Below are 25,766 nucleotides of genomic sequence, written 5' to 3'. Positions count from 1 at the left end.
AAAATCAGAGGAACCCAAAAAAAGTGAAGTTAAAAAGGAAACAATAGAGGCAGAGGTAAAATCAGAGGAACCCAAAAAAAGTGAAGTTAAAAAGGAAACAATAGAGGCAGAGGTAAAATCAGAGGAACCCAAAAAAAGTGAAGTTAAAAAGGAAACAATAGAGGCAGAGGTAAAATCAGAGGAACCCAAAAAAAGTGAAGTTAAAAAGGAAACAATAGAGGCAGAGGTAAAATCAGAGGAACCCAAAAAAAGTGAAGTTAAAGAATAGATTAAATACAATAGAAGCTAATCGGATTATAAATAATAAGTTAAATAAAAAAATATTAGAAAAGTTCACACTCAAAAATGGAACGAACTTTTCTAATATTCTGATTAATTAGCTAATTTAATATAGTGGGTATTTTAATAATTTTATAATGAATTACAAGGGGGTTTTATGAATCTAAAGCTACTTCTATAGCTGCTATTAAGTTTTCATCAAAAGGTTTAACACCTGGTTTGAATCTTGCAATTACTTTACTATCTTTTCCTATTAAAAACTTCTCGAAATTCCATTCAACCTCTCCCTCTGGTTCAACTTTGTTAAGCGTTGTGTATGGCTCTGTGGTATTGCCTTTTGCATGTACTTTTTCATAGATTTCAAACTTAACTCCATATTTAGTTGTACAAAAATCTTTTATTTCTGAAAGGGTATCGGGTTCTTGTTTACCAAAATCATTACAGGGGAATGCAAGTATTCTTAGGCCTTTGCTTGAATATAAATCATGTAGCTTTTGAAGATCCTCATACTGAGCAGTATTCCCACAATAACTAGCTACATTAACTACTAAAATTACTTCCCCTGAGTATTCACCAAGTTTTATAGATGAGCCATCTGCTGAAAGAACACTAGTGTTTTGAACGTCAACTTGCATGTCTTAAAAAAAATAACCCTTTGAAGATAACATTGTATAGCGTTTTTTGTGTTTAAAATATCCAATTTTATTGGGTTATTTCTTTTGTATGTTTTAATTTTTAATTTCTTTAACCCTTTATAATTAATATTATTAATCATTTTAATTTGGACCCTTTAGACCCACTTACTGAAATTATAAATTCCGGTCAAGGTTTTTCACCTGCAATTGCTTTAGAAAGAATTATTTGGGCAATAATTGGAGTCTTTTTTTTAGGAGCAATTTCAACATCAATAACTAATAGTATGCGAAGTCAAAATTGGTTTAGTAGAAAATCTTTATTTGGTTTTTCTGAGGATAAAAATAATAGAGATGATTCATCTAGCAAATTTACTGCTGATGATGAGTAATTTTTTATAAATATGAAAGATTCAATTTTTTCTAACAAAAGAATTTTATTACTTGGTAGTGGCGAGCTTGGTAAGGAATTAGTAATAGAATCCAAAAGATTAGGATTAGAAGTTATTGCTATTGATCGATATGCAAAAGCACCGGCAATGCAAGTTGCTGATTATTCAACTGTAATTGATATGGGGGATAAAAATATTTTAAAAAATACTATAAAAGAATTTAATCCTGACTTTATTGTCCCGGAAATAGAGTCACTTTCAATTGAAGCCTTAAAAGAATTAGAGGATGAAGGTTTCAAAATTGTCCCAAATGCCAGGACTGTAGAAATAACAATGAATAGAGATAAAATTAGAGACTTAGCTTCTAGAGATTTAAAAATAAAAACTGCAAAGTTTGATTATATTTATAGATTTGATGATTTAGAAAAAAAAGCAGATGAAATTGGATTCCCACTTTTACTTAAGCCTTTAATGAGCTCTTCAGGTAAGGGACAAAATTTGGTTGAATCAAAAAATGATTTGCATCATGCCTGGAGTCAGGCAGAAGCAAATTCTAGAGGTAAAGTTAAAGGTGTAATTATTGAAGAATTTATTAATTTTGATTTTGAGTTTACTCTTTTAACTGTAAGAAAAGAAAGCGGAGAAAATATTTTCTGTTTACCAATCGGACATCTTCAATTAAATGGGGATTATCAATGCAGCTGGCAACCTTTACACATTAATGAATCCTTAATTAGTGAAGCTAAAAAAATAACGACTAAAATATTAAATAATCTAAATGGATCCGGTTTATACGGAGTAGAGTTTTTTGTTATGGGAAATGAGGTTATTTTTTCTGAATTATCTCCAAGACCTCATGATACTGGTATGGTTACATTAGTTAGTCAAAATATTAATGAATTTGAATTACACTTAAGGGCATTTTTAAATTTGCCAATACCTCCTATACATCTAATAGAACCTTCAGCAACAAGAGTTATACTTTCAGATCAAGAATATCTTAATCCAATTTATGAAGGCCTTAATAAAGCATTAGAGTTTGAAAAGACTAAAGTGCTTATATTTGGCAAACTAGTTTCTAGAAAAGGGAGAAGGATGGGAGTTGTTCTCTCAACAAATAAAGATATTAATTTAGCCAGACAAAATGCTGATGAAGCTGCTAGTAAAATAAAAGTCAGATCTAAACAAATAAATATAAAGTAAATATAACGAAAAAAATACTTATTTCCTTCGTTTTTGTTCTCTCTTTCTCAGACTATCATTAGCGTATGTTCGCTCTTTCTAAATGATGGAAAATTATAAGGGTTGGGATATAACTTTAAATTGGGATAATAAAGATGATTTACTAAAGGGTACTAGTAAAAGTTTTTTTTCTAATCAAAAAGAAAAATGGATGGGTGTTCACTTAAATGGTGAAAAAATATACGGTTCTTCTCTCAAGGAAATTAGGCATATTATTGATTATCCATGTTTGTATAAAAAGTAGGTTAAAAAGTATTTTTAATTATCCTGATTATTATCATTATCATTATATTCAATTAGTTCCTTAGCAATTTTATTTAAATCTCCCTTAATTGAGATCCATGTAAAAGAGATTATAAAAATCGAAGCAGTTATTGCAACAGTGATTTTTTCAAGAGGAGACAACCCAAGTGCAATAGCAAACATTTAAATTAAAAACTAATCTTTAATTATATTGAATTTTATAAAATAGTTTAAATCAATTTTATTTTTTGCAATGATATTTAATTATTCAAAAAAAATAAGAATTAAATTACTTATTTTTTTGTTTCTGATTTCAATTTAGTTCAGTAGAATTAAATTATGGAAAAAAAAAAGTGCCCCCAATGTAAAAATTTAATTTTAATAAATTCTCCAACATGTTTATATTGTGGCAGGCCTAATAAATTTATAACTAAGGAATACGTCAATAAAAAGTGGAATAAAGATAAGAATAATGTATTTAATGATATTTTTATTAATAAATATGTTGTATTTATTTTATTACTTATAATTACAATTTCTATTATTATATTTAATTAAATATATAGACATCTACTCCATTATCGCATCTAATACTTCTTTAGTATTTGTTGAAAGTTTATTTCTTTTGATCTTTTTAATTGTTTCAATCATATTACTTTTGTATGGTTCTGAATAATAATTGTATCTACTAAATACCTTCACAAAACGGGAAATTACGATTGGATTTAATTTATCAAAGTCAGTTATCTTTTTTGCAATATATTTATAACCAGATCCATCCATTGCATGAAAAATACTATTTCTTGTTACGAAAGTATTTAATATGGCTCTTAATGTGTTTGGTGATTTTGAATCAAAAAACTTATTTTCAAATAATCTTTCAATACTGCTTGTTTTTTCATTAATTTCTATAGATGCATTGAATGCGAACCAACTATCCAAAACTAAACTATTATTTTTCCATTTATTGAAGAATATATTTGATATTATTTTTCTCTCAGGACAATCAATCCTACTAAAAGAATTCAATGCAGATTTTGCTAGCGTCATCGAATTACCATCGACATAATTAATTATTTTGCTTTTTATTTCCTCATCATTACTGTGCAAAAGTAGTTTCCAAATAGTTTCTATTAGCTTCCTTTCTTGTGTTCCTTCAGGCCAAACTTTATCTAGATTTTTTTCTATTTCTTGTAGCTTAAAATATAATTCTTTTTTTAATCGAGTACCGAATAAATAATTTAATTCGTCAATAGTTTTATATATTTTCAAAGGATCTATATTTTCCATCTCTGATTCAGTTTCAGCAAAAGTCGGAATACTTAGTAATTCTGATAAAAGAGATAAATTAATATCTCTATTTTTTATAAATGATATTAAGGTGCTTATTAATTCATTCTCAACTTTAAAATCTGGTTTTTCATCTAATCTGCTTGAAATAATATTTTTATAAAATACTTTTACAGTATTAGAAAGAGTAAAGTAATCGGTTTCATATTTTAGGATTAAAAATTTTTCATCCAAATTTGTATCTGATTCCCACTCAACTGGTGATGAAAATTCGCGGAAATAAGTAACTAAGGGTGTTTGTAAGCTAGATCTTACATTGTTTATGATAAACTCTTGCTTTTTTGCTTTGAGGACGACTGTTTTATTTATTTTTTCATTTTCTCCGCAAAATATAGCTAAATTTATAGGAATTATTAGAGGTAAATCATTATATGGGTTCTTTTTTATGGCATTACTTTGAGAGGCTTGAATTGTAAGTTTTTTGTTTGTTTGATCCCAGATTCTTTTGAATTTAACTTTTGGTGTTCCATTTTGCTTATACCAGACTTTAAATTCTTTAGAGTCGATTTCCTTATTGTTTTCTAATATTTTATCGACAAATTGGTCTATTGTTGCTGCCTTACCATCATAAGTTGAGATGTAATTACTAAATCCTTTATAAAAATTTTTGTCTTTTACAAGATTTCTAAGCATCCGAATTATTTCTGAACCTTTTTCGTATATTGTGGTTGTATAGAAATTATCTATTTCTTGATATTTTTCTGGCATCACAGGATGTGATGTTGGACCAGAATCCTCCCTGAATTGATTTCTTCTAAGAAATTTTGCATCCTCAAGTCTCTTTATTTCTTTATTATGAAGGTCTGCGGTGAATTGTTGATCTCTAAAAACTGTTAAACCCTCTTTTAGAGATAATTGAAACCAATCCCTACATGTCACTCTATTTCCCGTCCAATTATGGAAGTATTCATGAGCGATCACTCCTTCTATTCTTTCCAATTCTGCATCAGTTGTAGTTTCAGAATCAGCGAGTATTAGTTTTGAATTAAAAATATTGAGACTTTTATTTTCCATGGCGCCCATATTAAAGTGCCTTACTGCAACTATATTGAATAATGATAAATCGTATTCAAGGTTATATTTATCTTCGTCCCATCTCATTGATTTCTTTAAAGAACTTATTGCATGTTGAACATATTTTTCATCTCCATCCTCAACATAAATATTTATTGTCACTTTTTTATTAGATTTTGTTATGAAATAGTCTTTTACACAATTAAGTTTCCCTGCCACCAATGCAAATAGATATGAGGGTTTAGGATATGGGTCTTCCCAAATTATTTCATGTCGATTATTGGGAAGATTATTTTCTTTTGCGAGGTTCCCATTTGAAAGTAATACAGGATAATCATTCTTATCCGCCTCAATTCTCACAGTATATTTGCTTAGAATGTCAGGCCTGTCAGAGTGGTAACTTATCCTTCTAAATCCTTCTGCCTCGCATTGTGTAGTTATAATCCCATTGCTCTCATACATTCCTAAAAGGGATGAATTTTTCTTTGGTTTAATTATTCCTTCTATTTTTAATGAAAAAGTATCTTTATTTATATTTTTAATTTTTAAGTTATTTTTTTGCTGTCTGTAGTATTCCTCTTCTAAAAGAGAGTCATCTATGTATATTTTTTTAATTAATATATCCTTACCATCAAGAATAAGATTTCTGGTATTCTTATTTCTTTTTACCAATTTAAGTTTCGTTGTAACATTAACTGCATTTTTCTTAATTACGAAGTCCAAAAAAGTTTCAGGTATTTCATAATCAAATACTTTATAGTCTTCAAGTTTTATGTATCTTGAAATATTTTTTTGATTTTTAAGGTTTTTCATCTTTAATACAGAATTTAGATATTGAATGATCTAAGAGATACTTATTATGAAATTATAATTTTGAACTTTTATCTTCTGATTGACAAAAATGTGCTTTTATCTCCCCAGAAGGAAGTAGTTCGTATAGGGAAGGATTATTAATATCAGGGTAACCATCTTTATTTAATTGGTAACTCCATTCCCATTTTTTGTCTGTAAATGAAATGTAATCTTTCCTTAGAGAGTATGGAAGCATAAGCTTTTTTTTATTCCAATTAATATTTATAAATGCTCCTGGCTTTAATTCAGATATCTTTTTTATTATTGAAAAGTCACCATTAATATTATTTCTAATCACAAGATCAAGCTTTGTATTGCCACATAAATAACTAGTATTTAGAACTAGTAAAAGTATTGAGGTAAAAATAAATGAATGAATTTCTAGACTCCTTTATAAATTGAATTTACTTTGAATCTAAATGAGAAATTTGAGGAATTCTTCAAATTGATTTAAATCATAATAGATTGCATAGTCTCTAAATCTATAAGATTACAATTTAATTCTTCTTTATAATCCTGAACTGAAATAAAGTTATTTAAGAAACCTGAATATTTTGCATCCCCACCAACCGTACTTGAAAGTATATATTTAGGATTAAATTTCTTAATCAATTTAGGAATTACATCAGCACCTTTTACAAATGAACCTACTAAGGGTAATTTTAAATTTTTTGTAGGAGTTATTACTGCGTCAATATTTTGTTTAACTAAATTTTTATCAAGATATCCATGGGGTTCTATATAAAAGCTATTATCTTCATCGTCTCTTACTATATATCCGTTTTCTATTTGTGGGACTGGAGCCCCAGCAGTCGCTTCAATACTTAAATTAAATTGATGAGTTTTTTCAGTTGGCTTTAGAATTTTAATAGCACTAAAACCAATTTTTTCTAATATTCCACCAGCACTTTTAGGACAAATTATGGGTATATCCTTCCTAAACATCTCTAATGTTGGTATGTGACAGTGGTCAGGTAATCCTTGGGTTAATAAAATGATATCTATGCCTTTATCTATTGAAAGTTCTTGTTCTAATGATCCTTTAAAAAACCACTCTCCCGGGGGAAATATTAAATCTCCTTTGAGCCAAGGATCAATAATTAATTTTGTTTTTTTAAATTTTATAAACCAACCATTTGATCCCAGGTAGGTTGCTTCAAAAGTCATTATAACTAAATTGTTTATTAGACTATAAAGTAATTTTGGTTTTATCGGGAAGGTACTAACTTAGATTAGCTTGCTTCATTTAGGATTTGAAATGACTTTCTTTTTATATTAAATATTAAAACTTGATTGACTTTGTAACTAATTTTTAAATCCTCTTTTTCAAGCATTTGTGTGGGTATGAGAGCTAATCCTCCTGTCCCTGAAAATATAATTGGCATGGTATTATTTTTCCTGCCATTCATTTTTTGTAAGTCAATAGCTTGAGAAACTATTTTTCTAGCTTTATCAAATCCGTAATCTTCTATTAATTCAGACCATAAAAAATTAACTGATTGATATTTTGAAAACTCGATTTGTATTGTTTTCATTAAAAATTTGTTAAATAAAGATTTATTTACAACTATTTAACTTAATTACTATTTTTAAACCTATCCATAACTAGTTGCAGCATATCAACGACATCTCCATCAGTTAAATTTAAATCCTTCTTTAAATCATTGCATGTTAAATTCATTTCAAGTGCTGCCTCAGCCATATGATTAACTTTCTGGTTATCACCGCCTAATGAAATAAAGGGATTAAAATTTTCTATCATTAATATTTAGTATTACACTTATTTCTAGCTAATAAATAATGAATTATCATTTTTTGATACAGAAGCTTATAAATATGTTATTAATTTCTTTAGAAATTATTTATTTTTTAAACTAGAGACGTTGATATACCTTTTGATATCAATGCTAACCTTCTTGCTCTAACAAGTAATGGAAAAAATAATTTTGTTCGTTTATTTGATTTGAATACTCTTGAAAGTAATAAAAGTAGACTACTTGAGGGATTATTTATCTGTTTACAGATAGTATTTATTGCCTCTGCTCCATGAAAGATGTGTTCATCTTTAATGAGAATCGCACCTTTATCTAAGTCATACCCTTTTTCTAATAGAGATTTAATTAAAGTTATATTTTTACGACCATCAAGAATTTTAATGTTAGTTATCTTGCTTTTGATTTCTAGGAGCTCTGCAAAGTGATTACAAAAGGGACATTTTCCGTCATAAATAAAGGTATTGCTTGAAGTCATTAGAAAAAAATTTTTAAATGTCTATAAATATGCCTAACAATAGGGTTTATTCTTTAATAATAAAATAAAAAATAGAAATTTTGTGTGTTGGTATTAAAGGTTTTTGCTAAATATTTTCATAATTACAAAGAAATGTCTCAATATAGGTATATTTGCCTCAAATATTCTGTATGCTTAACTCCAAGATATTTGTTTTTAAAATCATGAATTTATTAGCTTCCTTCTCTTTGGGTGGTTTCAATCCTTATGCCGCTGCTGTTGGGATCCTTTCTTTAGTGCTTTTTGCTCTAGTTGGTTTAGTTGCAGGCCCTAACCTAAGCAAGTTTGATCAAGATTCATAAATTCAATAAATCTTTTATTGATTTAAATTAAAAGACTCTTTAGAGTCTTTTTTTATGCGGTTTTTATAATTTATTTTTATAATGAATTTTTAGTTGTATTGGGCTATAGGAATGTTGTTAAACCCTTTTTATCCATTTGTTTTTTTGAAAATCTCTTCTCTAAAAGCAACTATTGTTTTTTTATCAATTCTTCTAATAAAATCAAACTTGCTGAGGTTTAAAGGGGGGTTAATAGGAGCCCTGTTTGCTTTACTACTCATATCAGGAATAATTGCATCCAGTACTTTGGCTTTAGGATCTTTAGTTTATGCTTTTAGCTTAAGGAAGAAATATAATCCTGATAATAATCAAATGCAGGATTTAGAAACTATTAGTGTTTAAGTATATTTAGTGATGTTTAATCAAACTTGGCTTCTTAAAATGGAGTCCCTGGAACAAAATGCAATACTAAAAAACCAAAACCTGCCGCAAATATTATTGATACTGCAATAATGAGAAGGCCTGATACCATCCCTCCTTCGTTAAATGCCATATGATTAGTGAATTTAACTTATATTAAATCATTTTTATTTTTAACTATTAGTGATAATTACTCAAATCAACCAAATTTATTATTAATGGTAAATAAAAGTAAAAAGATAGAAGTCAATGAGAGAATAAAACCAAATATTATTAATGGTTTAGATTTAATGTTTTCTTCTTGCTTAGGTCTACTTTTTGAAGAAGATAAGTTTCTATCTTTTTTTTTATAAATAAGATTGGAAAAAGGTTTATTCACGATAAAGTTTAGATTTAAGCTTATTTCCCTAAGGTTTTGAACAAATCTTTATGGTAATCAACAACATTTTGACAACTTATTACAGGTGTAAATTCCATATGAATACCGAATTTGGCTCTCCATGGTGCAAAATGCTCAAAAATTTCTTTATCGCTATGAGCCTTACATAAACAAACTACTCTCCCTTCTCCGGGTGCATGTACTCTAAATAACATCTCAAATTTGTCTGTTTTATCTGATTTTGCCATTTCACCGTTTTCCCAGGCTTCGACAAATAATTGATAAGCCTTAACTTGATTTTCAATATCTGGGAATTGGCAGTCAGCAAGAAATAATTGCATTAGAGTTTTATTGATTTTTTATTATTATCCTTCAGAAACTTATTTATTTATAAGTCTGTCTTAATTTGAAGATCAGAAATACTTTTTCCTAAATAAAGTGTGAAGAGAGCGTCTCTAGAAATTTACCAATATCTTTTTTATATAGGCTATCTGTGATTTTTAAAGAGAATAATTCATAATCTTTTATTTCTTTTTCATTATTATCAAAATTAATATTTCCCTTTAATGAAATATTTTTCATGATTCTATTGATTACTATTTAAAATTTAAACAATTTTAAGTAAAAGGCAAATATCTTTACATTATGTTTATATAAGACAAATTAATAATGCAATTAGATAAATATTAGTTTATTAAATTTAAAAGTTTATTAATTTCTCTAGACTATAAAATAGTAAATTGGTTATAGAAAAAATTACTGTTAATAGGGATGCAATAACGGGTAATAAACTAAACCATAACTGCGAAGTTTGCATTTTGGAATCTATAGGCAGAAAATTAGTGCTGTTTTTAATTCTTATTTGCAACCAAAAAATAGATAATGGATAAACAATTCTTGAAAAAGTAATCAAAAAAGAATATAAACTACCTTTTTTTGAATAAAGTATAAATCCTGAAAAAAAGTATAAAGCCCAAACTAGAGTTCTTTGAATTAGTATTATCTCTTTGCTTTTTTTTAACATTATTTATTTTATAATCTTTGCCATTTTATATCTTTCAAAAAAAATATTATTTATAATAACTTTTTCTTTACGAATAATTTCCCATTCATTTCTAAGAAATAATTTATAACTTATCAAGCTAGCTTCAGTTGAGAGAGAATCTAAACCTTCTTTCTTAGCATCATCTTCTAATTTATTAAGTAATTTAGAGCCACAACCTTTTCTCTGGAATTCACCTTTACAGTAAAATAACGCGATTCTGTTATTGGGGTATCTTGTAGCAAAAGCAATAATTATTCTTTGTTCACTTAAAAGCCATCCTTTTCCTTGAGTTATTGATTGATTGAAATTTTGGTTATTCCAAGCTTGGCTTGACCAAGCCCTTTTTTGTTCTTTACTATATATCTTTTCATCTAATGATTGAATTGAATCAAAATAAACCTTTTTTAATTCAAGTTGATCTTTAATGGTAATTTGTCTTAAATTCATAAACAAACCATATATTTAATATGAATAGTAAAAATATAGTCGCAATTGGGGGAGGTGGTTTTGGGAGATCTTTAGGTTCTCTTGAAATTGAGAAATACATAATTTCTTTAATTAATAAAAAGAGGCCAAAGATTTGCTTCATTCCAACTGCATCTGGAGATAGTAGCTTGTATAAATTAAATTTTTATAGAGCATTTTCTAAACTTGATTGCATTACAAGTCATATTGATTTTTTCTCAAGAACAGAGAACTTAGAGGAGAAGGTTTTAACTCAAGACATAATTTATGTTGGCGGAGGGAATACTAAAAGTATGTTGGCAGTTTGGAAAGAATGGAATTTACATAACATTTTGCAAAATGCCTATGAAAAAGGAATTGTAATGAGTGGTGTAAGTGCTGGAGCTATTTGTTGGTTTGACAAGGGTATAACTGATTCTTTTGCAAAAGAATTGACTTTATTAGACTGCCTAGGAATAGTTAATGATGTAGCATGTCCGCATTTTGATGAAGAGAAAGAAAGGGAACCTTATGTTAATAAAATCATAAGGAGAGAAATTATTAATTCTTGTATTTGCATTGAAGGCAATTGTGCTTTGCATATCAAAAATGATTTTGAATATTCCTCAATAGATTTTGGTAATGGTAAGAATTGTTTTAGAGTCTCAAAGGAGAATAATAAATTAAAAAAAGAAATCCTTTAAACAGAAAATATACATAGAGAATTATTAGATCTCTTCATTTTTTGAGATCGAATTAAATTCAATTCCTTTGTACTTCACAAATGAAGCAGTCCATACTTCTTTGGATAGATTGCCAAGGTATTTTAAGAATTGTCTAGTATCTCCGTCCCTTATCCATTCAGATTTAATAAATGGTAGTTCTTTTTGCATCCTTTTAGGATGCATATGAACCAGGAGCAATCCATTATCTTCACAAGCCCTTTTTAATGCACCTTCATCACTTCTTTGGAAAACTCTAAGTAGAAGATTTAAAATAACTTCCTCTCCAAGTTTCTTGAAATTTTCTGGTTCCTCTAAACTATCTTTAATTTCTTTCCCTCCAAGAGGCATTGCTCTAACAAGGTTTTGCTCTATTAATGCTATCGCGATTAGATAATCTTGGCTTGCCATATCTTTTGAAATACTTTTTGTTATTCTAACCTCTAGAGTTCATCAATATGTTTTATGGTCATATGAGTTTTGGAAAAAACATGAAATTAATTAACTTTTACTTATAAACTTGTAACTTTGGTTTTTATTTATATTATTTAATCATATTAAATGTTTTAAATATGAGATCTTTTTTGATTCTATTTTCTGGGATTTTTGCAGGTCTTTATTTCTCCTGGCCTGGAATAGTAATTTCAAAGAACTGGAAATGTTTCAATAATATCATTGCAAAATCATCAGAAGATAAAATTTCTATAAAAGCAGTACTGGAGGTTTCTCCAAGCTATTTGATTAAGAGTAAGAATAAAAATATGCCTTCAAAACTAAGAATCGTAGCAGATGCATGTTTTCGTTAAAATGTATAAGTAAAAGATGTATCTAATAATTGATGATTAATAATTTAAGGTTTGAATTGTCATTTAAAAATATATCACAGTTAGAAAATAAACTTAATTTCTGCAAATTTAATAAAATAAAAAATATAAATATTCCTTGTAAGGACCCTATAAAAAAGGATTTGTTTAATTTAACTATTAACTATATATCTAAAAACTACCACGAATTTAATGTGACTTATCACTATAGTCTTTATCATCAATATTCTAAAAACAAAGAAAAATCATATCAAGATTTTTTAAGATTTTTAAAAAAGTCTTACTCAAATAAAAATTATGAAGTTCTTCTTGTGTCAGGATCTAATAAGAAAAAAAACTTTGATGCAATTAATGTTTTGAATAATATAAAAAAAGATAAAATTTTAAAAGTTAAATTAGGTATAGCTCATAATCCATACTTGAAAAAATATTATAAGGTTTCTTCAGAAAGAGAAAGGTTCGAAAGAAAAATTTCTTCAGGATTAATAAATTCAGTTTGGCTTCAATATGGCACAGATATTAAAGTCCTTCAGAATGAAGTTGCTTATATTAAGAAGGTAGCAAATTATGAAAAATTAAATTTATTTGGAAGTTTATTAATTCCTTCAAAACAATTTATAGCAAGATTTAAATTTCGTCCTTGGAAAGGGGTTCATATATCAGAAATGTATTTATCATCATTGGAGGATTTTTATGATTTCACAAGAGATTTAGTTTGTTTTTATAAAAATAATAATATTACTCCTGTTATTGAAACTGACTTTTCTTCTACTGAGAAACTTGATTCTGTTTATGATTTTTTTTAGTAAATGAAAGATAATTTCTATCAATTTCACAATTATGAAAAGTGATTTTATATACGACTTATTGATAATAGGTGGAGGAATATCTTCATGTGTTTTTGCTTCAAAGTATCTACAAAAAAACATTACAAAAAAAGTTGCATTAATTGAGAATGGTAGGGGTTTTGGAGGTAGATCAAGTACAAGAATAAGCAAAAGATTTGAAGGATGGAAACTAAATCATGGTTCTCCAAATTTAAATATATGTAACAGTAAAAATAACCTTTTATTAAAAAATTATATTGATGAATTATTGGAAAATAAATTTATTAAAATTGACAATTCAGACTTAGTTTATCTAGATGATAAATCTAATTTAGAAACTATAAATAAATCTGAATTTTCTTGTGGCGTTAATTACCTTTCTTTATTTTCTATGAGTCAATTATCCAAAAATATAATTGAGTCTAATAATTTAAGGGGTAAAATCGATTTTTATTTTGAAACTTTAATAATTGACTTGAAGTTTAAGAATAATGAATGGACATTAACATCTAAAACTGGAGATGAATTTAAATCTAAATATCTTATTTGTTCAACTAATTTGTTATTACATGAAAGGTCATTGAAAATATTAAACATAAATGAGATTCCATTAAGAAAAGCTATTCCTAAAAATGAAGATAAAAAAATTGATTTGCTTTTAAATCTTTTATATAAACAATCATTTATTCCTAGGTTAACTTTTTTAATTTATACAAATGAAAATTATAGTTATAAAGATTCTTATTCTAAAAAATATAGGTATTTTTATTTAAAAAAAAATCTAGAGAATAAATATAAATTTGAAAGAGTTATTTTTCAGAAACAAGAAAACAATAAATTAGGAATTGTTTTACATTCAAAAAATATAGATTTTATTAATTCTTATATAAATGCAAAAGATCATGATTTTTTTAAACATAAAATATTTACAAATTTCAATGAACTGTTTGAGGGTAATTCTTCGGTAAATCAATTAACTTGTAAAGAGAAAATATCTATTATGCAATGGAGAGCTTCACAACCTTATGGATGCGCCGTTCCATTATTTCTACAATATAGTAGAAAATATAGAATTGGATTTTGCGGAGATTGGTTTGAAGGAGAAGGATTTGGTAGGATTGAAGGATCAATTTTAAGTGCTTTAATATTAGTGAAAAAATTTAAGTCTTAATCAAATAACTTTTTAAGTACGTTATCAAGATTAGTTTTTTTAGTAATAATAAATTCATTTTTATTGCTTTTTATGATTTTATTATTGAATTTTTCATAATAAATATCCCAAGATTTTATAAAATCATTTTCAGCTTGTTTTTTGGCCTTTCCCCTTTCTTTTAAATCTCTATTGACAACTCTTTTCATACAATCATTTTTATTAATTTTTAACTCTAAAAAAAAATAATTTTTATTATTTAAAGTTCTAGAGAATTCTTTAGCAAAAATACCTTCAACAATTAAAAAATTAATATTATTTGACTCCTTTAAAAATTTTTTTATTGTTTTCTTCTTGAAATTATAAGAACGCGCATAGATTGAAATTCTATTTTTAAGAACAAAATTAAAATCTTTTTTAAATAGTTTGTAATTAAAACTTATATTTCTATCGAAATAACCTTCTACAAATTTAGAGCATATTTTACTCATTAGTCCTGTTTTATAGTAATTGTCTGTACTTAAAACAATGCCATTTTTGATTTTTCCTATTATTTGATTTGATAAGGTGGTTTTACCACTCCCAGAAGGACCACTTATAAATATAAGCTTCATTTTTTATGCTCTGCTCTCTAATAAGACTATAGTTTTACTATTAGTAAATAGTTTTAATTTTGGAAAGTACATTTTTTATTTTCTCAAATTTTTTATAGTAATTTAAAATATTTTGCAATGGTTTCTAAGCTTGCATTAATAATAAATATGTGTCTTTATATAAATATAAATAAATTAATTTCATTCAATTATTTATAGTTTTATTATTAATTCCTCTTGGAATTTGGTACTATATTTAAATTGAATATTTATTTTTTATTACTTATATATTGCAATGATTTCTAAATTTCTAAGTAAACTAAAATCAATTCTATTTAAAAGTGCAGTATCCCCTGAAACTCCTTTAAAGAAAGAAAAAAAAGCAACTAAGTCTGCAAAATTATTAAAAACAAAAACGAAAACAAAAGCTGTTAATTCAAAGAAAAATATTGAAACCTTAACTACACTTCCGGGTGTTGGAGCTAAAAGTGCTAAGGCTTTGTATGAAGCCGGATTTAAAACAACAAAGGCAGTTATTGCCGCTGACGAAAAAGATCTTCTTGCTGTATCAGGTGTTGGTATAAATCTTGTTAAAAAGCTTAAAAAGCTCAAATAATTATTTTTTTTAACCTGCTATATAATTCTCAATAAAAAGTAAGTATTACTTAATAAAGTTTAGTTCAACTTATCTTCTTCTTGCTTTTCTTCTTTGTTGTAACTTTCTTTTGTATTTTTCAATAGGGGTTTCATGATGCCTAAGTCTTTTTAAATCTGCAAAGATTCCAGATTTAGATACTTGTCTTTTAAATCTTCTAAGGGCAGATTCAATTCCCTCATTCTCTCCAACTGTAACTTGTGTCAAGATTCTCTAAATAAACTACATTCTAACATCTTATCAGAGTTATTTTTAATTTAAAACTTTAACTCGAGGATTTTTGGTTAATTTAGATTATTCTTTTGCCCACTTTACAAATCCTTTTTTATTACTTTTTATATCTTGCAAGGATTCAAAATAATATTTTTTCCAATTATCTTTTGGCAGTCCAAGAAATAACATGAGATTTAATGGGTATTGATTGCTATCAGAACAATTTCTAAAATCATCCCTGAATAAAAAGATTTCCTTTTTTAGAGCAATTGCAATACCCAATTCAATCATTACGCCTTCATCTGGAGGTGTTCCATTCACAATCGCGAAAATGCAATCACATTTTTTTAAATCTTGGAAATTACTTCTTGCTAGCTCATATGCCCATTTACCTTCTTTTTGTATAATGTGTTTTGTCCTTTCAAAGGGTTCATAAACTTCTATATTTAAATCAATGAAGATATTAATAAATTCATATAAGAGTTTTTTTGTTTGTTTTGAAAATCCATATGGACTTGCTAAGTATAATTTCTTTTTCAACTTAAACCTCTTTTATTGATGTATTCGTAGCGATCACTTTGTGAATTTAAAGTGTTTTCCCAGGGAAAAACTATCCATTCGCTTTTTTTAGTTGTAAATACAGTATTCCACCATGTAGGTTTAATTTTACTAAATAAGACAAAAAACATTGCTCCCTCAATATCTTTGAAGGTGTTTAATGTAATGCCAGTTTCATAAACGTCATCTATTATTAGTGAATTTTTTCTTGGTTTTGAAATCAAATTTACTTTTAATTGATGGCTTAGTGCTACAGCAAGACATAAACCTCCACGAGGAACCCCATATATTCCTGAAAACTCTAGAGACTTACATTTATTAGCTATGTGTAATACGCTCTTATCAAAATCACTCCAAGTAAAATAAGTTGTCATATTAATTTACGCCTTTTTCAGTCGTAGTTGCGAAATTTGATGCGATTACACTTAAAAGTGCTACAACCTGCTCATTTGGGCAATTAGTATTTTTTTTTAAATTTTCACATTCTTTTATTATTTTGGCGTAAGTATCCTCGACAATTCCATTCATTTGATCGTTACTAAAAGAATATGAATTATTCATTTTTTATTATTGATTAATTTTATTTTTACTTAAATATCCTAAGAAGTAAATAAATTTACTAAAAAGATAGTATTATTTCCACATAGGGTCATTTAGCTTTTCAATCCTAAGTGCACTAGGTACATAAGTATGTAAAGTTTCAACTTTTATAGCCCATTTTCTAGAGTTACCCTTTAAGCTTTCGCTTTCAATTAGGTTAGTTAAGGAAATTCTTTTTCTAACTTTAAGAAGACCTAAACAAGTTTCCCAAGCTTTTTGATTTTTATAAATATCTAACCAAAAATCAAAAATACTTTCCAAAATATCTAGTGGGATATCAAAGGATATTCCCATTGAAGGTCTTTCAATTAAATAATTTTTATTTCTTAGTTCATTGAATAAATTATTTATATTTAAATTAATAGCGAAAAGAATATCCTTTGCTGATTCATTTCCTATTAATTCTTTCCTATGGCAATCTAAAAGGTTTTTATCCTCAAGAATACTTTCATCACAATTTTTGACTCCTACAATCCAAAACCCTTCTCCATTCTTTACTCCACTAGCAAGAAATAGATATTGAGGTGAATTCTCCAAAATTGATAATCATTTCCTCATTTTTAACATTTTTTGATTGGTAAGAAAACATTTTTCTCTATAAATCATAATATTAATTTCTCGTAGTAAATTTTTAGTTGATATAATAAAGATTTGAAAATAATGTTTGACTTGAAAGAACTAAAATTAATGTTTTTAGATCCTACTGATTTGATAATCAATAATATTAATAGGTTCCTGAGTAGTAATAAAACAATTAAATTTATTTTTTCTTAGGAAATAATTTTCCTATTTTCTCTTGTCGTAAAGTTTCTTTGTTTGTTCTTATCTTTTTATCTTCTAGTGACTCTTTATTAGTGCTAACAGTATAAATAGTATAAAAACTAATACCAGTAAATATTAATCCTAAAAAAAGGATCAATATTCCTATGGGTTCTCTAGGACTGAAAATTTTAAGATCTAAGGCTGTATTAAGATAAATCAGCATCAATTAATTGATTTTATTGAGATCTAATTTATTTCTTCGTAGCCAAAAAATGAAGTAGTGCCTGAATTCTTATACCCATTAGCTGCTTCTTGCGGATTTTGACTGTCAATTTTTCTTGCTTTAGCATGAATCATGTTGAATGGAAAAATTACAGCTCCAACAAAAAAATGAAGGATTAAAAAATCTGAAGGTAATCCGTTTGTCCAATCAGGGAAAAATAACAATGTCATCAATGAATCGTACATATAAGTAGTCATATAAACTTCTGACTATTATTACTGAACTTATTGCAATACTTGTAATTATTAATAAATTGAAATTTAATTTTTCTTTGAAATTACAAGATTTAATTGAAAAAATAACCATAAAAAACTAATATATTACTTATTAATATTGATTAATAGCTTTTGTTAAAGTTCTTTTTGAGTTTATTTTTTTTTGTAATTTATCTATTTAATCCTCCATTAGGTTTGGCATTTGATAAATCTGACCCTAGTGTTAGTTTACTCCAAAATAGGATTTCTAATAATTTCTCGATAAAATATTGCCAGGCTATTCAAAATGGTTTTTCTAAAGATGAAGCAATGAAGTCAGCTATTGTAAAAACAGAAAATATTATATCTTTTTCTTTCAATCCACAAAAAAAATGGATTGAGAAAGATGATTTGGCAAAACAAATTTCATTGAAAGTAGTAAATGATTGTGGATGGTCATTTGGATTGATTGGCAAGGAGGGAGTTGATTATTTTAAATCTTATTTTCTAGAAATTTATGAAAAAACGACTCCTGAAAAAAATTTTTCTAAATAATATGAGTTAATGAATAATATTTCTGACAAATTAGTATTGACTATCATCTTAATTACTATACTTTTTGTTTTTGGATTAATTTTTTCAGTAAAATCTCCTGAGAGAAAGATTATAGATTCACCAATATTGTGGAAAGATGATTATTTAAACACTGAGATTTTAAGGAGCTATAAAATAAATTCCCAAGAAAAAAGAACAATTTAAATAAAATTCATTATTTACCAAAATAGGAAGTTATATTTAAGCCTAATACAAAATTTTTTAAGAAATCTTAAACAATTCATTACTTCTTTTTTTAATTTAAGTAGTTCAAAATAACTGACGCTAGTTTTAAATCATCATTAAACCATGCTCGTATCGCCATAGCTCTTCTAGGATCATAGAACTTTTGTTTCCTATACCAACTAAGAACTTCCAAATCTGATTTCTTCCCATTGCATGACAAACAACATGGTACGCAATTACTTGTTTTGCTTGCGCCTCCTTTTGACATTGGATGAAGGTGATCAAGTGATTCTGATGGGTTACCACAATAAATGCATTTATATTTGGTAAGTTTATGAAGTGACTCTCTCCAACTTTTATTACTTATCTTGGGACATAGCTGATCAAGGTAAATTGCATCCTGTCTATGCATAATATTCTTGATTATTTTTTTGATAATAACAGTTTTTTTTGAACTATGATTGGAATAGAGAAGATAAGAATTTGTAATTGGTTCGTTTTTTCTAAAATAAAAATTTTTAATTATTAAAAAAATAAAATTTAAATTTAATGCTTTATTTATTAACAACATTAGGATTAAGCGTTAATGATTCTTTATATAAAAGTATTTCTATCTTTTTCATCTCCTTTTTATCTAATACGTTTTCAGCAATTTCTGGAGGTGGAGCAGGATTATTACAATTGCCTGCATTGATTTTATTTGGTGTGCCTTATTATCAGGCTTTGGCGAGTCATAAATTAGCTACAGTAGCATTAGGAATAGGCGGTTCTTTAAGAAACTACAAATCTCTAAGAAATGATATAGGTATTGCTTGGCAAATTTTAATTTTCGGATTGCCTGGAGTTATTTTTGGGGCTTCTATAGTTGTATATATATCAGAACAATATTTATACTTATTTTTAGGAATAATTTCAATATTATTAGCTTTTTACTCATTCGCTAAATCCGATTTGGGATTATCATCTGGGAATAATAAACTTAATTTATTTCATAAAATTAGATTTTTAATTTATATTTTCTTGATAGGTATTTTGAATGGTTCTATTTCTTCAGGTACTGGATTGCTTGTAACAATACTTCTAATAAAAACTTTTGGAATGGATTTTATTCGAGCTATAAGCTTGACATTCCTTACTGTTGGAATTTTCTGGAATTTTACTGGAGCAATTTTTTTGAGTAAAATAGGATCAGTTCCATCACATATATTAATAATATTAATAATAGGTTCTTTTACAGGTGGATATTTCGGGGCTCATTTATCAAAATTAAAAGGAAATATTTTAATTAAGAAGAGTTTTACAACAGTTTGTCTGTTAGTTGGTATTAGCTTATTAATAAAATCCATAAAGAGTTTTTTATTTTAATTAATTGTGAAAACTAACATAGTTGTGGTCAAAAAAAGACCAAATAGAGCAGTAACAGTTAAGAGGGAAAAATCCATTTTGAATTTTTCATTAACTTTAAGTTTTATTTTAAAACTTGTTGTATTAAAAAATACTTTTAGTTGAAACCTTACTTTTTAAAAAGTAAAAAAAAAAGGCCTCACAATTGTGGGGCCGGGTGATGGGGAACCTTATTTTTAAACCAATTTCTCAGAAAAAGCAACCCCCTATCTGTGGTGCAAATTGGATGACTAGTACACACTACAGATAGTGCTTTTATAATTTTAAATATTTGAGGCTTTCTATTCTGAAAGGATTTTTGTGGTATAAATTTCATGAAAAAATATATTTTTAGGATTTCAAGTGTTTTAAGTAAATAAGCTTGTAAAAAAGTTTATGCATTGTATTATTCATATGAACTTTGTTAGTTGAATAATTTGATGATTGAATTAACATTATTAACTCTTTTGAACTATGTTGGAGATAATTTCTGTGAATATAGAAATTTAGGTCATGATAATTATAAATCTTTACTTCTTTCATATAGTGATGCAAGTAATAAATTTGGACCATTAGAGGTTAAAAATATTATTGAGAAGTCGGAAAATTTTAAAGTTACAGCTGTCGCTATTGCTGCAATTAAGTGTCCTCAGCACATAGTTAAATAATGAAGTTTGAATTAAAAACTGAAAACGAGAGGTATTCAAAGACATTTTCATATTTTTTTGGTTTAGCTTTTATCCTTGCGCTAATAATTATCCTTTGTGATGCTGCAATCAAATTAGGAATCATTTCTAGACATTATCAAATTGAATACAACTGTAGGCTTTTATCTTTTCAAAAATCTACAACTTATTTTCAGAATTTATCTAAGCTTTCTGAGCTTAAAAGTAAACAACGTATTTGGGAATTTTGTAAGGAGGTTGTTAAGTAATATTTAGCTAGAAGCTGATGAATAGAATTTTAATGCAAATAACCAGAACTTTCTGGAAGTCACTAAAAATACCATAGCAACAAAAACTTCAAGAAGTATTTTCCATAATTGAGAAAGGCCTAGGAAAATTTCAGAAGGAATTGTAGTTATAAATGCAATAGGAATAACAACACTAAAAAATACTCTTAAAGAAAATGAGAATGAACTTAAAGGAAATCTGCCAATATAAAGGAAAGATCTTAATACTTCAGTGGCATTCCATGTCTTAACAAACCAAATAGTTGTTGTAGAAATAAAAAACCATAAGCTATATAAAATACAAATTGAGCAGATTATCGTAATGAAAGATAAACTTAGAAAACCTAGATTTAAATTTATTTGATTGATTCTTATGCAGAAGAATAATAAGAAAAATCCAAGTATTATTTCTAAAAAGCCTGATGGGTTTATTTTTTTTAATGAGATAAAAAATTGACTATCGATTGGTTTTAAAAGTACAAAATCTAAGGTTCCTTCTCTTACGTGTTTAACTATTTCTGTAAGATTAGGATTAAACCATGTATTAGTTATTCCATTCAATATTGTATAAATACCTTGAATTATTAGTGCCTCTTCAAATTTCCAGTCTCCAATACTCCCGTTGTTTTGATAGAAAATAGATAATAAAAAAATACTCCCTATTAAACTGAGAATTGCAGTGATTAAATCAATTAATATATTTGCTTTATACTCCAGTTCAGAAGCTAAGGAAGTATGTAAAAATTTTAAATAAACTTTTAAATATTTTCTTAGATTCATGATCCCATAGCAGTATATTTTTTCGTTCCTGCAGACCACATTTTTTTAAATGCTGGGAAAAGTAATAGAATCCATAGGACTTGCATACTAAAGCCTCCAGTAATATTTGTTGCATTACCTGAAAGTAAGTTTGCAGGGAAATCTATTAGATATGGAAAAGGAGTTAAATAAATCCAAGATCTAACATATTCAGGAAAAGAAACCACTGGAGCTAAAAGACCTGAGAGAAATAAAGTTGGTATAAATATCAATCTTTCGATTGAGGATGCTTTTTCTGTCCAGAAACATAGACATGCAACTATTGACTGAATTAAAAATTGAATTAAGAAAGATAAAAAAGTCGATATTATCGATAAGAATAAAATACCCAGTTTTGGAATCCATATACTATCTGGATTGAAAATAAAAAAGAAAAATGCGATTATTATTGCGAAAGGAAATCTCGTTATTTGTTCAGCAAGATGTTGTGCAAAATACCTGAAAAATGGATTTAGGGGTTGGATTAAATAAGGAGATACTTTTCCCAAAAGAGAATCTTCTTCAAAGCTAAATACAACCCACACTACAGAAAACTGTCTTACAAAAAAAGCACACAAGAAATACCTAGAAAGCATAACATTACTAATGTTTATGGATTCATTAAGGTTATTGTTCGTCCATATATTTAACATGAAAAAAGGAATAATCCCTGAAATAGCCCATAATGCAATCTCTGCCCTATATTCCAACATGTTTGAATATTGGACCTTTAATAAGGTAAATAGTTTACTATTATTAAACCTAGATATCATAATCTTATTTTATTAATATTTCTCCAATAATTTCATCTATAGGTGGTTCATTTATATAGAGGTCTTCAATATCGAAATTATTTAGAATAGTTTTTAATGAAGTAGTAATAGATTTATTTTCAACTTTTATTGTGATTTCATTCTTTTCTTTATTTTTAACAGTAAAACCTGAATTCTCTAATTGAATTGCATCTTCTTCTGAGCGGCAAACTATTAATATTTCTTTAATAGGAGATAGCTTTTTTAATAAAAGATTTAGTTTTCCATCATATGAGATAGACCCATTTTGAATACATATAACCCTCTTGCATAGAGATGTAATATCTTTCATATAATGACTAGTTAGGCATATCGTTGCATTAGTTTGCTTATTATATTTTTGAAGAAATTTTCTTAAATTTCTTTGTGCATTAATATCTAAGCCAAGAGTAGGCTCGTCTAAAAATAGAATATTTGGTTCATGTATTAAAGCTGCAAGTATTTCTGACTTCATACGCTGACCTAGGGATAGTTTTCTAACAGGTATAAATAGCTCATCATCAATTTCAAGCATATCTGATAATTTCTTTATTCTTCTTTTTGCTTCGAACTTATCTAAGTCATATATTGATGCATTTAGATAAAAAGATTCAATCGGTGGAAGATCCCAAATAAGTTGTTGTTTTTGACCCATTATTAAGGTTATATTCTTTAAAAAATTTTCTTTTCTTCTATAAGGTAAGTAACCTGAAACTAAAATTGAACCTTCACTTGGATAAATTAAGCCACAAAGCATTTTTAAAATTGTTGTTTTCCCTGCACCATTAGCACCTAGAAAACCTACTATTTCTCCCTCTTTGATTTCAAAATTTATATCTTTTATAACTTTTACACTTTTTGTCTGTCTTCTTAAAAAATGTTTAATTGTTCCTTTTAGACCTGGTTCTTTGGAAGAGATGTTAAATGTTTTAGATAAATTTCTTACTTCAATAATATTTTTCACCATTTCTATTTTTTAAATTTCTTAAATTTTTTATTTAAATTAATTAATAAATTATATTTATCTTAAATGAATTATTAATGATTTAAAAAATATCTTTAAACGAAACAACTAGCCAGAGAAAAAAATTCATTGGATTAAGTAAATCGCTAACATTATTTTTGTTTTCATACTTTAATCTTCTGAGAATATCAAAAATTAAATTATTATTCTCTTTTGCATCGTTAAATTCTTTTATTAAATTACCATTTTCGTCTAGGAGATCAATTTCATTTTCAAAAAACCATTGTTCTTTTCCATTTGATAATTGTAAGATAACTCCAATACCTTGACCATCAGTTATTCTAAAATCAATTATCTTGCCTACTGAGGAAACATTGATAGCCTCAATAATTTCTTTAGTAATTCTATCTCTTGATTGTTCTAAATTTATTTGAACAGATTTCCCTATTTTAGTCTTATCTAAAATTGACATTTTTTAAGTTATTATACCTATTGATATAAGAATTATGTGACTAGTCCTAAATAATTGAATTATTTAAATAATTAAGTTTTTTTGAATATTGATTCAAGGATTTTTTTTATAGAAATTGTAAATATTCTCAAGAAGACAGAAAATAGTCCCAACAATCCTAAAATAATAGCTATTGATAGCAAACTTGAACCTAGATCACGTTGTAGTAAATTCTGCATGTATTTCTAAAGTACATATATGAAACTCTACTTTAATAACTTACTTATTAAATAAATTACTTAATAAATAACAAAAGAGCTAGTATTCCAATTTTTTTTAGTCTATTTAATAGAAATGATTTATAAGCTAAAATTTAAATAGAAATTTAATTAAATATTTTGGAGCTATCATTCAATTCTTATTTTGGAATTTTCTTAATCATTATTGGTCTAATAGTGAGAGTTGATTTAAAATTCTCCATGCAAAAGGATCTGTAATTGCTTTTAATAAGACCTTTTTGTACTTTGATATATATGATATTTAATTATTCATTATTCTAAAATCTTCAGTAATTGCAGAAACTAATTATATAATTCAAAAAAAAGTTAAACCTTTCAGACCTCAATTAGTTATGAAGAGAAAAAGGAATCAAAAAAGAGTCTCATCAAATAAAAATAATATAGTAAATGTTAATTGCGATTCTCCCGTTTGGAAGAATTAAGTCTAGGTGTATTTATGAAAAAGTTTGAAGTTGTATCATTGTCCATCTTTTGTCCAATATTCCTCTTTAAGTCCATTTGAAAATGGATAGTCTTTATAAGTCATTTATATCCCTACTGTTTGCTGCCATAGTAGTACTGTCATGTCGAGAGACCTTCTTTAAGAATGGACTTATTACCCGTTAGGCAAGCGGACTAAATCCTGGTGGATTATTGGACTTTAGCCGGTTTTATTTTTATAACCATGGAAATTTCTAATGGCAACAAAGGTCTAAAATAAGACTCTCAAGATTAATTCAAATATAATTTTTATCGATTTTCGTAATCTTTTTATTGCATTTTATCCATATTGAAATCCAATTGTTGATCCTTTATCCGTATATGTCTGTACCTCAAACCGTACATCTTTTTTAGTCGGTTGGTTACTTAGTCTAGTTAGAACTTAGTAGTAGCAGCCATGGGTTCAAATGTCTTCAACATCAATCAGATCTTGTAAAAAATATTTACTAAGTTACAAAGATTCATCAAACAGTACACATCAAATAGGTTTCTATGCTCGCGATGCATATGACTGCCTGATGCTTGCTAGAGAATTTAATTCTTTTATACATGACCATCCAAATTCTGTAACCAGAATCCAACAAAAATTTTGAGGTAATTAATTATGAATGTAAAAAGATCACCA

At 27.0% G+C, this 25,766-nt stretch carries 41 protein-coding genes and 1 pseudogene; 17 read left to right on the top strand and 25 right to left on the bottom strand.

The window, feature by feature from the left end; genetic code table 11:
• Positions 1–268, top strand: a pseudogene (locus tag EU96_RS0108970) (cell surface protein); the annotation flags it as partial.
• A 166-nt stretch (positions 269–434) separates the two neighbouring features.
• On the opposite strand, the gene EU96_RS07745 reads toward EU96_RS0108970, so the two are convergent.
• A complete protein-coding gene (locus EU96_RS07745; RefSeq protein WP_032525892.1) occupies positions 435–914 on the bottom strand; it encodes a glutathione peroxidase in 480 nt (159 codons plus the stop codon).
• 146 nt (positions 915–1,060) lie between these two features.
• On the opposite strand from EU96_RS07745, the gene EU96_RS07750 reads away from it, so the two are divergent.
• The 3 genes from EU96_RS07750 (at position 1,061) to EU96_RS07760 (ending at position 2,789) form a co-directional block, all read left to right on the top strand.
• Positions 1,061–1,303: a hypothetical protein gene (locus EU96_RS07750; RefSeq protein ID WP_032525891.1), complete on the top strand. Its 243-nt coding sequence runs from the start codon at positions 1,061–1,063 to the stop codon at positions 1,301–1,303.
• A gap of 12 nt (positions 1,304–1,315) precedes the next feature.
• Positions 1,316–2,506: a formate-dependent phosphoribosylglycinamide formyltransferase gene (gene purT / locus EU96_RS07755; RefSeq protein ID WP_032525890.1), complete on the top strand. Its 1,191-nt coding sequence runs from the start codon at positions 1,316–1,318 to the stop codon at positions 2,504–2,506.
• An 82-nt stretch (positions 2,507–2,588) separates the two neighbouring features.
• Entirely contained in the window at positions 2,589–2,789 is a 201-nt protein-coding gene (locus tag EU96_RS07760; protein ID WP_032525889.1) for a hypothetical protein, read from the top strand.
• Positions 2,790–2,803: 14 nt separating this feature from the next.
• Here EU96_RS07760 and EU96_RS07765 read toward each other — a convergent pair whose 3' ends face one another.
• The 7 genes from EU96_RS07765 to EU96_RS07795 form a co-directional block, all read right to left on the bottom strand.
• On the bottom strand, positions 2,804–2,971 hold the full coding sequence (locus EU96_RS07765; protein WP_032525888.1) for a hypothetical protein: 168 nt from the start codon (positions 2,969–2,971) through the stop codon (positions 2,804–2,806).
• 387 nt (positions 2,972–3,358) lie between these two features.
• Positions 3,359–5,965, bottom strand: a complete 2,607-nt coding sequence (pepN, locus tag EU96_RS07770) for an aminopeptidase N (RefSeq protein WP_032525886.1) — start codon at positions 5,963–5,965, stop codon at positions 3,359–3,361.
• A gap of 52 nt (positions 5,966–6,017) precedes the next feature.
• Entirely contained in the window at positions 6,018–6,302 is a 285-nt protein-coding gene (locus tag EU96_RS07775; RefSeq protein ID WP_032525885.1) for a hypothetical protein, read from the bottom strand.
• A 152-nt stretch (positions 6,303–6,454) separates the two neighbouring features.
• Entirely contained in the window at positions 6,455–7,171 is a 717-nt protein-coding gene (locus tag EU96_RS07780; protein ID WP_032525883.1) for an MBL fold metallo-hydrolase, read from the bottom strand.
• 65 nt (positions 7,172–7,236) lie between these two features.
• Positions 7,237–7,539, bottom strand: a complete 303-nt coding sequence (locus tag EU96_RS07785) for a hypothetical protein (RefSeq protein ID WP_032525882.1) — start codon at positions 7,537–7,539, stop codon at positions 7,237–7,239.
• Positions 7,540–7,580: 41 nt separating this feature from the next.
• Positions 7,581–7,766: a hypothetical protein gene (locus tag EU96_RS07790; protein ID WP_011818521.1), complete on the bottom strand. Its 186-nt coding sequence runs from the start codon at positions 7,764–7,766 to the stop codon at positions 7,581–7,583.
• Positions 7,767–7,873: 107 nt separating this feature from the next.
• Complete coding sequence (locus tag EU96_RS07795; protein ID WP_032525881.1) at positions 7,874–8,254, bottom strand: DCC1-like thiol-disulfide oxidoreductase family protein; 381 nt, start codon at positions 8,252–8,254, stop codon at positions 7,874–7,876.
• 203 nt (positions 8,255–8,457) lie between these two features.
• On the opposite strand from EU96_RS07795, the gene EU96_RS10130 reads away from it, so the two are divergent.
• The 3 genes from EU96_RS10130 (at position 8,458) to EU96_RS10125 (ending at position 9,347) form a co-directional block, all read left to right on the top strand.
• Positions 8,458–8,595, top strand: a complete 138-nt coding sequence (locus tag EU96_RS10130; protein WP_193741291.1) for a hypothetical protein — start codon at positions 8,458–8,460, stop codon at positions 8,593–8,595.
• A gap of 111 nt (positions 8,596–8,706) precedes the next feature.
• On the top strand, positions 8,707–8,976 hold the full coding sequence (locus EU96_RS0108960; protein ID WP_032525880.1) for a hypothetical protein: 270 nt from the start codon (positions 8,707–8,709) through the stop codon (positions 8,974–8,976).
• Positions 8,977–9,134: 158 nt separating this feature from the next.
• On the top strand, positions 9,135–9,347 hold the full coding sequence (locus EU96_RS10125) for a hypothetical protein (protein ID WP_032525879.1): 213 nt from the start codon (positions 9,135–9,137) through the stop codon (positions 9,345–9,347).
• Between the two features lie 46 nt (positions 9,348–9,393).
• Here EU96_RS10125 and EU96_RS07800 read toward each other — a convergent pair whose 3' ends face one another.
• The 3 genes from EU96_RS07800 to EU96_RS07810 all read right to left on the bottom strand — a co-directional run bounded on the left by EU96_RS07800 (position 9,394) and on the right by EU96_RS07810 (position 10,865).
• Entirely contained in the window at positions 9,394–9,714 is a 321-nt protein-coding gene (locus EU96_RS07800) for a DUF3303 domain-containing protein (protein ID WP_032525878.1), read from the bottom strand.
• 88 nt (positions 9,715–9,802) lie between these two features.
• Positions 9,803–9,955: a hypothetical protein gene (locus tag EU96_RS10120; protein WP_193741290.1), complete on the bottom strand. Its 153-nt coding sequence runs from the start codon at positions 9,953–9,955 to the stop codon at positions 9,803–9,805.
• 445 nt (positions 9,956–10,400) lie between these two features.
• Positions 10,401–10,865 (bottom strand): GNAT family N-acetyltransferase, encoded by a 465-nt coding sequence (locus EU96_RS07810; protein WP_032525876.1) that lies wholly within the window; start codon positions 10,863–10,865, stop codon positions 10,401–10,403.
• A 20-nt stretch (positions 10,866–10,885) separates the two neighbouring features.
• Between EU96_RS07810 and EU96_RS07815 the strand changes: the two genes are divergently transcribed.
• A complete protein-coding gene (locus tag EU96_RS07815) occupies positions 10,886–11,566 on the top strand; it encodes a peptidase E (RefSeq protein WP_032525875.1) in 681 nt (226 codons plus the stop codon).
• A gap of 24 nt (positions 11,567–11,590) precedes the next feature.
• On the opposite strand, the gene EU96_RS07820 is transcribed toward EU96_RS07815, so the two are convergent.
• A complete protein-coding gene (locus tag EU96_RS07820) occupies positions 11,591–11,995 on the bottom strand; it encodes a hypothetical protein (protein WP_032525874.1) in 405 nt (134 codons plus the stop codon).
• 161 nt (positions 11,996–12,156) lie between these two features.
• Here EU96_RS07820 and EU96_RS07825 point away from each other — a divergent pair, with 161 nt between their 5' ends.
• Genes EU96_RS07825 through EU96_RS07835 form a run of 3 tightly spaced genes read left to right on the top strand, consistent with a single transcriptional unit; the run spans position 12,157 to position 14,406 of the window.
• Positions 12,157–12,390, top strand: coding sequence for a hypothetical protein (locus EU96_RS07825; RefSeq protein ID WP_032525873.1), 234 nt, complete (start codon positions 12,157–12,159; stop codon positions 12,388–12,390).
• A 32-nt stretch (positions 12,391–12,422) separates the two neighbouring features.
• Positions 12,423–13,214 (top strand): hypothetical protein, encoded by a 792-nt coding sequence (locus EU96_RS07830; protein ID WP_032525872.1) that lies wholly within the window; start codon positions 12,423–12,425, stop codon positions 13,212–13,214.
• A 34-nt stretch (positions 13,215–13,248) separates the two neighbouring features.
• On the top strand, positions 13,249–14,406 hold the full coding sequence (locus EU96_RS07835; RefSeq protein ID WP_032525871.1) for an NAD(P)-binding protein: 1,158 nt from the start codon (positions 13,249–13,251) through the stop codon (positions 14,404–14,406).
• Here the strand turns inward: EU96_RS07835 and EU96_RS07840 are convergent.
• Positions 14,403–14,999 carry a uridine kinase family protein gene (locus EU96_RS07840; protein ID WP_032525870.1) on the bottom strand — a complete coding sequence of 199 codons (597 nt, stop codon included), beginning with the start codon at positions 14,997–14,999 and terminating at the stop codon, positions 14,403–14,405. The two genes, EU96_RS07835 and EU96_RS07840, sit on opposite strands and share 4 nt — an antisense overlap.
• Positions 15,000–15,273: 274 nt before the next feature.
• Here EU96_RS07840 and EU96_RS07845 point away from each other — a divergent pair, with 274 nt between their 5' ends.
• Complete coding sequence (locus EU96_RS07845; RefSeq protein ID WP_032525869.1) at positions 15,274–15,594, top strand: helix-hairpin-helix domain-containing protein; 321 nt, start codon at positions 15,274–15,276, stop codon at positions 15,592–15,594.
• Positions 15,595–15,663: 69 nt separating this feature from the next.
• Here the strand turns inward: EU96_RS07845 and rpsU are convergent, their stop codons facing one another.
• The 7 genes from rpsU to EU96_RS07880 form a co-directional block, all read right to left on the bottom strand.
• Positions 15,664–15,840, bottom strand: coding sequence for a 30S ribosomal protein S21 (gene rpsU / locus EU96_RS07850; RefSeq protein WP_002806486.1), 177 nt, complete (start codon positions 15,838–15,840; stop codon positions 15,664–15,666).
• An 87-nt stretch (positions 15,841–15,927) separates the two neighbouring features.
• Complete coding sequence (locus tag EU96_RS07855; RefSeq protein ID WP_032525868.1) at positions 15,928–16,386, bottom strand: nucleoside 2-deoxyribosyltransferase; 459 nt, start codon at positions 16,384–16,386, stop codon at positions 15,928–15,930.
• The gene (locus EU96_RS07860) at positions 16,383–16,778 is read right to left on the bottom strand and encodes a phosphoribosyltransferase (RefSeq protein ID WP_032525867.1); all 396 of its coding nucleotides are present in this window, start codon (positions 16,776–16,778) and stop codon (positions 16,383–16,385) included. The genes EU96_RS07855 and EU96_RS07860 overlap by 4 nt, the downstream gene beginning before the upstream one ends.
• Position 16,779: 1 nt before the next feature.
• The gene (locus tag EU96_RS07865; RefSeq protein ID WP_032525866.1) at positions 16,780–16,965 is read right to left on the bottom strand and encodes a hypothetical protein; all 186 of its coding nucleotides are present in this window, start codon (positions 16,963–16,965) and stop codon (positions 16,780–16,782) included.
• 72 nt (positions 16,966–17,037) lie between these two features.
• Positions 17,038–17,541: a hypothetical protein gene (locus tag EU96_RS07870; RefSeq protein ID WP_032525865.1), complete on the bottom strand. Its 504-nt coding sequence runs from the start codon at positions 17,539–17,541 to the stop codon at positions 17,038–17,040.
• A gap of 223 nt (positions 17,542–17,764) precedes the next feature.
• The gene (locus tag EU96_RS07875; protein ID WP_032525863.1) at positions 17,765–17,989 is read right to left on the bottom strand and encodes a hypothetical protein; all 225 of its coding nucleotides are present in this window, start codon (positions 17,987–17,989) and stop codon (positions 17,765–17,767) included.
• 23 nt (positions 17,990–18,012) lie between these two features.
• Positions 18,013–18,219, bottom strand: coding sequence for a hypothetical protein (locus EU96_RS07880; protein ID WP_241434549.1), 207 nt, complete (start codon positions 18,217–18,219; stop codon positions 18,013–18,015).
• 192 nt (positions 18,220–18,411) lie between these two features.
• Here EU96_RS07880 and EU96_RS07885 point away from each other — a divergent pair, with 192 nt between their 5' ends.
• A complete protein-coding gene (locus EU96_RS07885) occupies positions 18,412–18,798 on the top strand; it encodes a hypothetical protein (RefSeq protein WP_416406680.1) in 387 nt (128 codons plus the stop codon).
• 295 nt (positions 18,799–19,093) lie between these two features.
• On the opposite strand, the gene EU96_RS0108950 is transcribed toward EU96_RS07885, so the two are convergent.
• Positions 19,094–19,435 carry an HNH endonuclease gene (locus EU96_RS0108950; RefSeq protein WP_032525894.1) on the bottom strand — a complete coding sequence of 114 codons (342 nt, stop codon included), beginning with the start codon at positions 19,433–19,435 and terminating at the stop codon, positions 19,094–19,096.
• A gap of 137 nt (positions 19,436–19,572) precedes the next feature.
• Between EU96_RS0108950 and EU96_RS07895 the strand changes: the two genes are divergently transcribed.
• From EU96_RS07895 to EU96_RS07905, 3 genes are all read left to right on the top strand, one after another.
• Positions 19,573–20,388, top strand: coding sequence for a sulfite exporter TauE/SafE family protein (locus tag EU96_RS07895; protein ID WP_032525859.1), 816 nt, complete (start codon positions 19,573–19,575; stop codon positions 20,386–20,388).
• 458 nt (positions 20,389–20,846) lie between these two features.
• A complete protein-coding gene (locus EU96_RS07900) occupies positions 20,847–21,074 on the top strand; it encodes a hypothetical protein (protein WP_032525858.1) in 228 nt (75 codons plus the stop codon).
• Positions 21,074–21,340 carry a hypothetical protein gene (locus EU96_RS07905; RefSeq protein WP_032525857.1) on the top strand — a complete coding sequence of 89 codons (267 nt, stop codon included), beginning with the start codon at positions 21,074–21,076 and terminating at the stop codon, positions 21,338–21,340. Before EU96_RS07900 ends, EU96_RS07905 begins: the two co-directional genes overlap by 1 nt.
• 3 nt (positions 21,341–21,343) lie before the next feature.
• Here EU96_RS07905 and EU96_RS07910 read toward each other — a convergent pair whose 3' ends face one another.
• The 4 genes from EU96_RS07910 to petP all read right to left on the bottom strand — a co-directional run bounded on the left by EU96_RS07910 (position 21,344) and on the right by petP (position 24,383).
• Complete coding sequence (locus EU96_RS07910) at positions 21,344–22,138, bottom strand: ABC transporter permease (protein WP_032525856.1); 795 nt, start codon at positions 22,136–22,138, stop codon at positions 21,344–21,346.
• Positions 22,135–22,929, bottom strand: coding sequence for an ABC transporter permease (locus EU96_RS07915; RefSeq protein ID WP_032525855.1), 795 nt, complete (start codon positions 22,927–22,929; stop codon positions 22,135–22,137). The genes EU96_RS07910 and EU96_RS07915 overlap by 4 nt, the downstream gene beginning before the upstream one ends.
• Positions 22,930–22,933: 4 nt before the next feature.
• On the bottom strand, positions 22,934–23,914 hold the full coding sequence (locus EU96_RS07920) for an ABC transporter ATP-binding protein (RefSeq protein ID WP_032525854.1): 981 nt from the start codon (positions 23,912–23,914) through the stop codon (positions 22,934–22,936).
• A gap of 79 nt (positions 23,915–23,993) precedes the next feature.
• A complete protein-coding gene (gene petP / locus EU96_RS07925) occupies positions 23,994–24,383 on the bottom strand; it encodes a cytochrome b6-f complex subunit PetP (RefSeq protein ID WP_032525853.1) in 390 nt (129 codons plus the stop codon).
• 1,165 nt (positions 24,384–25,548) lie between these two features.
• On the opposite strand from petP, the gene EU96_RS09710 reads away from it, so the two are divergent.
• Positions 25,549–25,734, top strand: coding sequence for a hypothetical protein (locus tag EU96_RS09710; RefSeq protein ID WP_072014680.1), 186 nt, complete (start codon positions 25,549–25,551; stop codon positions 25,732–25,734).
• The last annotated feature ends 32 nt before the right edge of the window (positions 25,735–25,766 follow it).

This window comes from Prochlorococcus marinus str. MIT 9302 (genome assembly GCF_000759975.1).
GTDB classification, from domain to species: Bacteria; Cyanobacteriota; Cyanobacteriia; order PCC-6307; family Cyanobiaceae; genus Prochlorococcus_A; species Prochlorococcus_A marinus_M.
Note: the sequence above shows the minus strand (reverse complement) of the source record. Positions and strands in the feature narration are given on the sequence as shown.

Excerpts from the sequence above, each read along its gene's own strand:
- EU96_RS07745 (WP_032525892.1), bottom strand. The coding sequence starts at position 914 with ATGCAAGTTGACGTTCAAAACACTAGTGTTCTTTCAGCAGATGGCTCA.
- purT (WP_032525890.1), top strand. The coding sequence starts at position 1,316 with ATGAAAGATTCAATTTTTTCTAACAAAAGAATTTTATTACTTGGTAGT.
- EU96_RS07760 (WP_032525889.1), top strand. The coding sequence starts at position 2,589 with ATGATGGAAAATTATAAGGGTTGGGATATAACTTTAAATTGGGATAAT.
- EU96_RS07765 (WP_032525888.1), bottom strand. The coding sequence starts at position 2,971 with ATGTTTGCTATTGCACTTGGGTTGTCTCCTCTTGAAAAAATCACTGTT.
- pepN (WP_032525886.1), bottom strand. The coding sequence starts at position 5,965 with ATGAAAAACCTTAAAAATCAAAAAAATATTTCAAGATACATAAAACTT.
- EU96_RS07780 (WP_032525883.1), bottom strand. The coding sequence starts at position 7,171 with ATGACTTTTGAAGCAACCTACCTGGGATCAAATGGTTGGTTTATAAAA.
- EU96_RS07785 (WP_032525882.1), bottom strand. The coding sequence starts at position 7,539 with ATGAAAACAATACAAATCGAGTTTTCAAAATATCAATCAGTTAATTTT.
- EU96_RS07790 (WP_011818521.1), bottom strand. The coding sequence starts at position 7,766 with ATGATAGAAAATTTTAATCCCTTTATTTCATTAGGCGGTGATAACCAG.
- EU96_RS07795 (WP_032525881.1), bottom strand. The coding sequence starts at position 8,254 with ATGACTTCAAGCAATACCTTTATTTATGACGGAAAATGTCCCTTTTGT.
- EU96_RS10130 (WP_193741291.1), top strand. The coding sequence starts at position 8,458 with ATGAATTTATTAGCTTCCTTCTCTTTGGGTGGTTTCAATCCTTATGCC.
- EU96_RS0108960 (WP_032525880.1), top strand. The coding sequence starts at position 8,707 with ATGTTGTTAAACCCTTTTTATCCATTTGTTTTTTTGAAAATCTCTTCT.
- EU96_RS07800 (WP_032525878.1), bottom strand. The coding sequence starts at position 9,714 with ATGCAATTATTTCTTGCTGACTGCCAATTCCCAGATATTGAAAATCAA.
- EU96_RS10120 (WP_193741290.1), bottom strand. The coding sequence starts at position 9,955 with ATGAAAAATATTTCATTAAAGGGAAATATTAATTTTGATAATAATGAA.
- EU96_RS07810 (WP_032525876.1), bottom strand. The coding sequence starts at position 10,865 with ATGAATTTAAGACAAATTACCATTAAAGATCAACTTGAATTAAAAAAG.
- EU96_RS07815 (WP_032525875.1), top strand. The coding sequence starts at position 10,886 with ATGAATAGTAAAAATATAGTCGCAATTGGGGGAGGTGGTTTTGGGAGA.
- EU96_RS07820 (WP_032525874.1), bottom strand. The coding sequence starts at position 11,995 with ATGGCAAGCCAAGATTATCTAATCGCGATAGCATTAATAGAGCAAAAC.
- EU96_RS07825 (WP_032525873.1), top strand. The coding sequence starts at position 12,157 with ATGAGATCTTTTTTGATTCTATTTTCTGGGATTTTTGCAGGTCTTTAT.
- EU96_RS07830 (WP_032525872.1), top strand. The coding sequence starts at position 12,423 with ATGATTAATAATTTAAGGTTTGAATTGTCATTTAAAAATATATCACAG.
- EU96_RS07835 (WP_032525871.1), top strand. The coding sequence starts at position 13,249 with ATGAAAAGTGATTTTATATACGACTTATTGATAATAGGTGGAGGAATA.
- EU96_RS07840 (WP_032525870.1), bottom strand. The coding sequence starts at position 14,999 with ATGAAGCTTATATTTATAAGTGGTCCTTCTGGGAGTGGTAAAACCACC.
- EU96_RS07845 (WP_032525869.1), top strand. The coding sequence starts at position 15,274 with ATGATTTCTAAATTTCTAAGTAAACTAAAATCAATTCTATTTAAAAGT.
- EU96_RS07860 (WP_032525867.1), bottom strand. The coding sequence starts at position 16,778 with ATGACAACTTATTTTACTTGGAGTGATTTTGATAAGAGCGTATTACAC.
- EU96_RS07865 (WP_032525866.1), bottom strand. The coding sequence starts at position 16,965 with ATGAATAATTCATATTCTTTTAGTAACGATCAAATGAATGGAATTGTC.
- EU96_RS07875 (WP_032525863.1), bottom strand. The coding sequence starts at position 17,989 with ATGCTGATTTATCTTAATACAGCCTTAGATCTTAAAATTTTCAGTCCT.
- EU96_RS07880 (WP_241434549.1), bottom strand. The coding sequence starts at position 18,219 with ATGACATTGTTATTTTTCCCTGATTGGACAAACGGATTACCTTCAGAT.
- EU96_RS0108950 (WP_032525894.1), bottom strand. The coding sequence starts at position 19,435 with ATGCATAGACAGGATGCAATTTACCTTGATCAGCTATGTCCCAAGATA.
- EU96_RS07895 (WP_032525859.1), top strand. The coding sequence starts at position 19,573 with ATGCTTTATTTATTAACAACATTAGGATTAAGCGTTAATGATTCTTTA.
- EU96_RS07900 (WP_032525858.1), top strand. The coding sequence starts at position 20,847 with ATGATTGAATTAACATTATTAACTCTTTTGAACTATGTTGGAGATAAT.
- EU96_RS07905 (WP_032525857.1), top strand. The coding sequence starts at position 21,074 with ATGAAGTTTGAATTAAAAACTGAAAACGAGAGGTATTCAAAGACATTT.
- EU96_RS07910 (WP_032525856.1), bottom strand. The coding sequence starts at position 22,138 with ATGAATCTAAGAAAATATTTAAAAGTTTATTTAAAATTTTTACATACT.
- EU96_RS07915 (WP_032525855.1), bottom strand. The coding sequence starts at position 22,929 with ATGATATCTAGGTTTAATAATAGTAAACTATTTACCTTATTAAAGGTC.
- EU96_RS07920 (WP_032525854.1), bottom strand. The coding sequence starts at position 23,914 with ATGGTGAAAAATATTATTGAAGTAAGAAATTTATCTAAAACATTTAAC.
- petP (WP_032525853.1), bottom strand. The coding sequence starts at position 24,383 with ATGTCAATTTTAGATAAGACTAAAATAGGGAAATCTGTTCAAATAAAT.
- EU96_RS09710 (WP_072014680.1), top strand. The coding sequence starts at position 25,549 with ATGTCTTCAACATCAATCAGATCTTGTAAAAAATATTTACTAAGTTAC.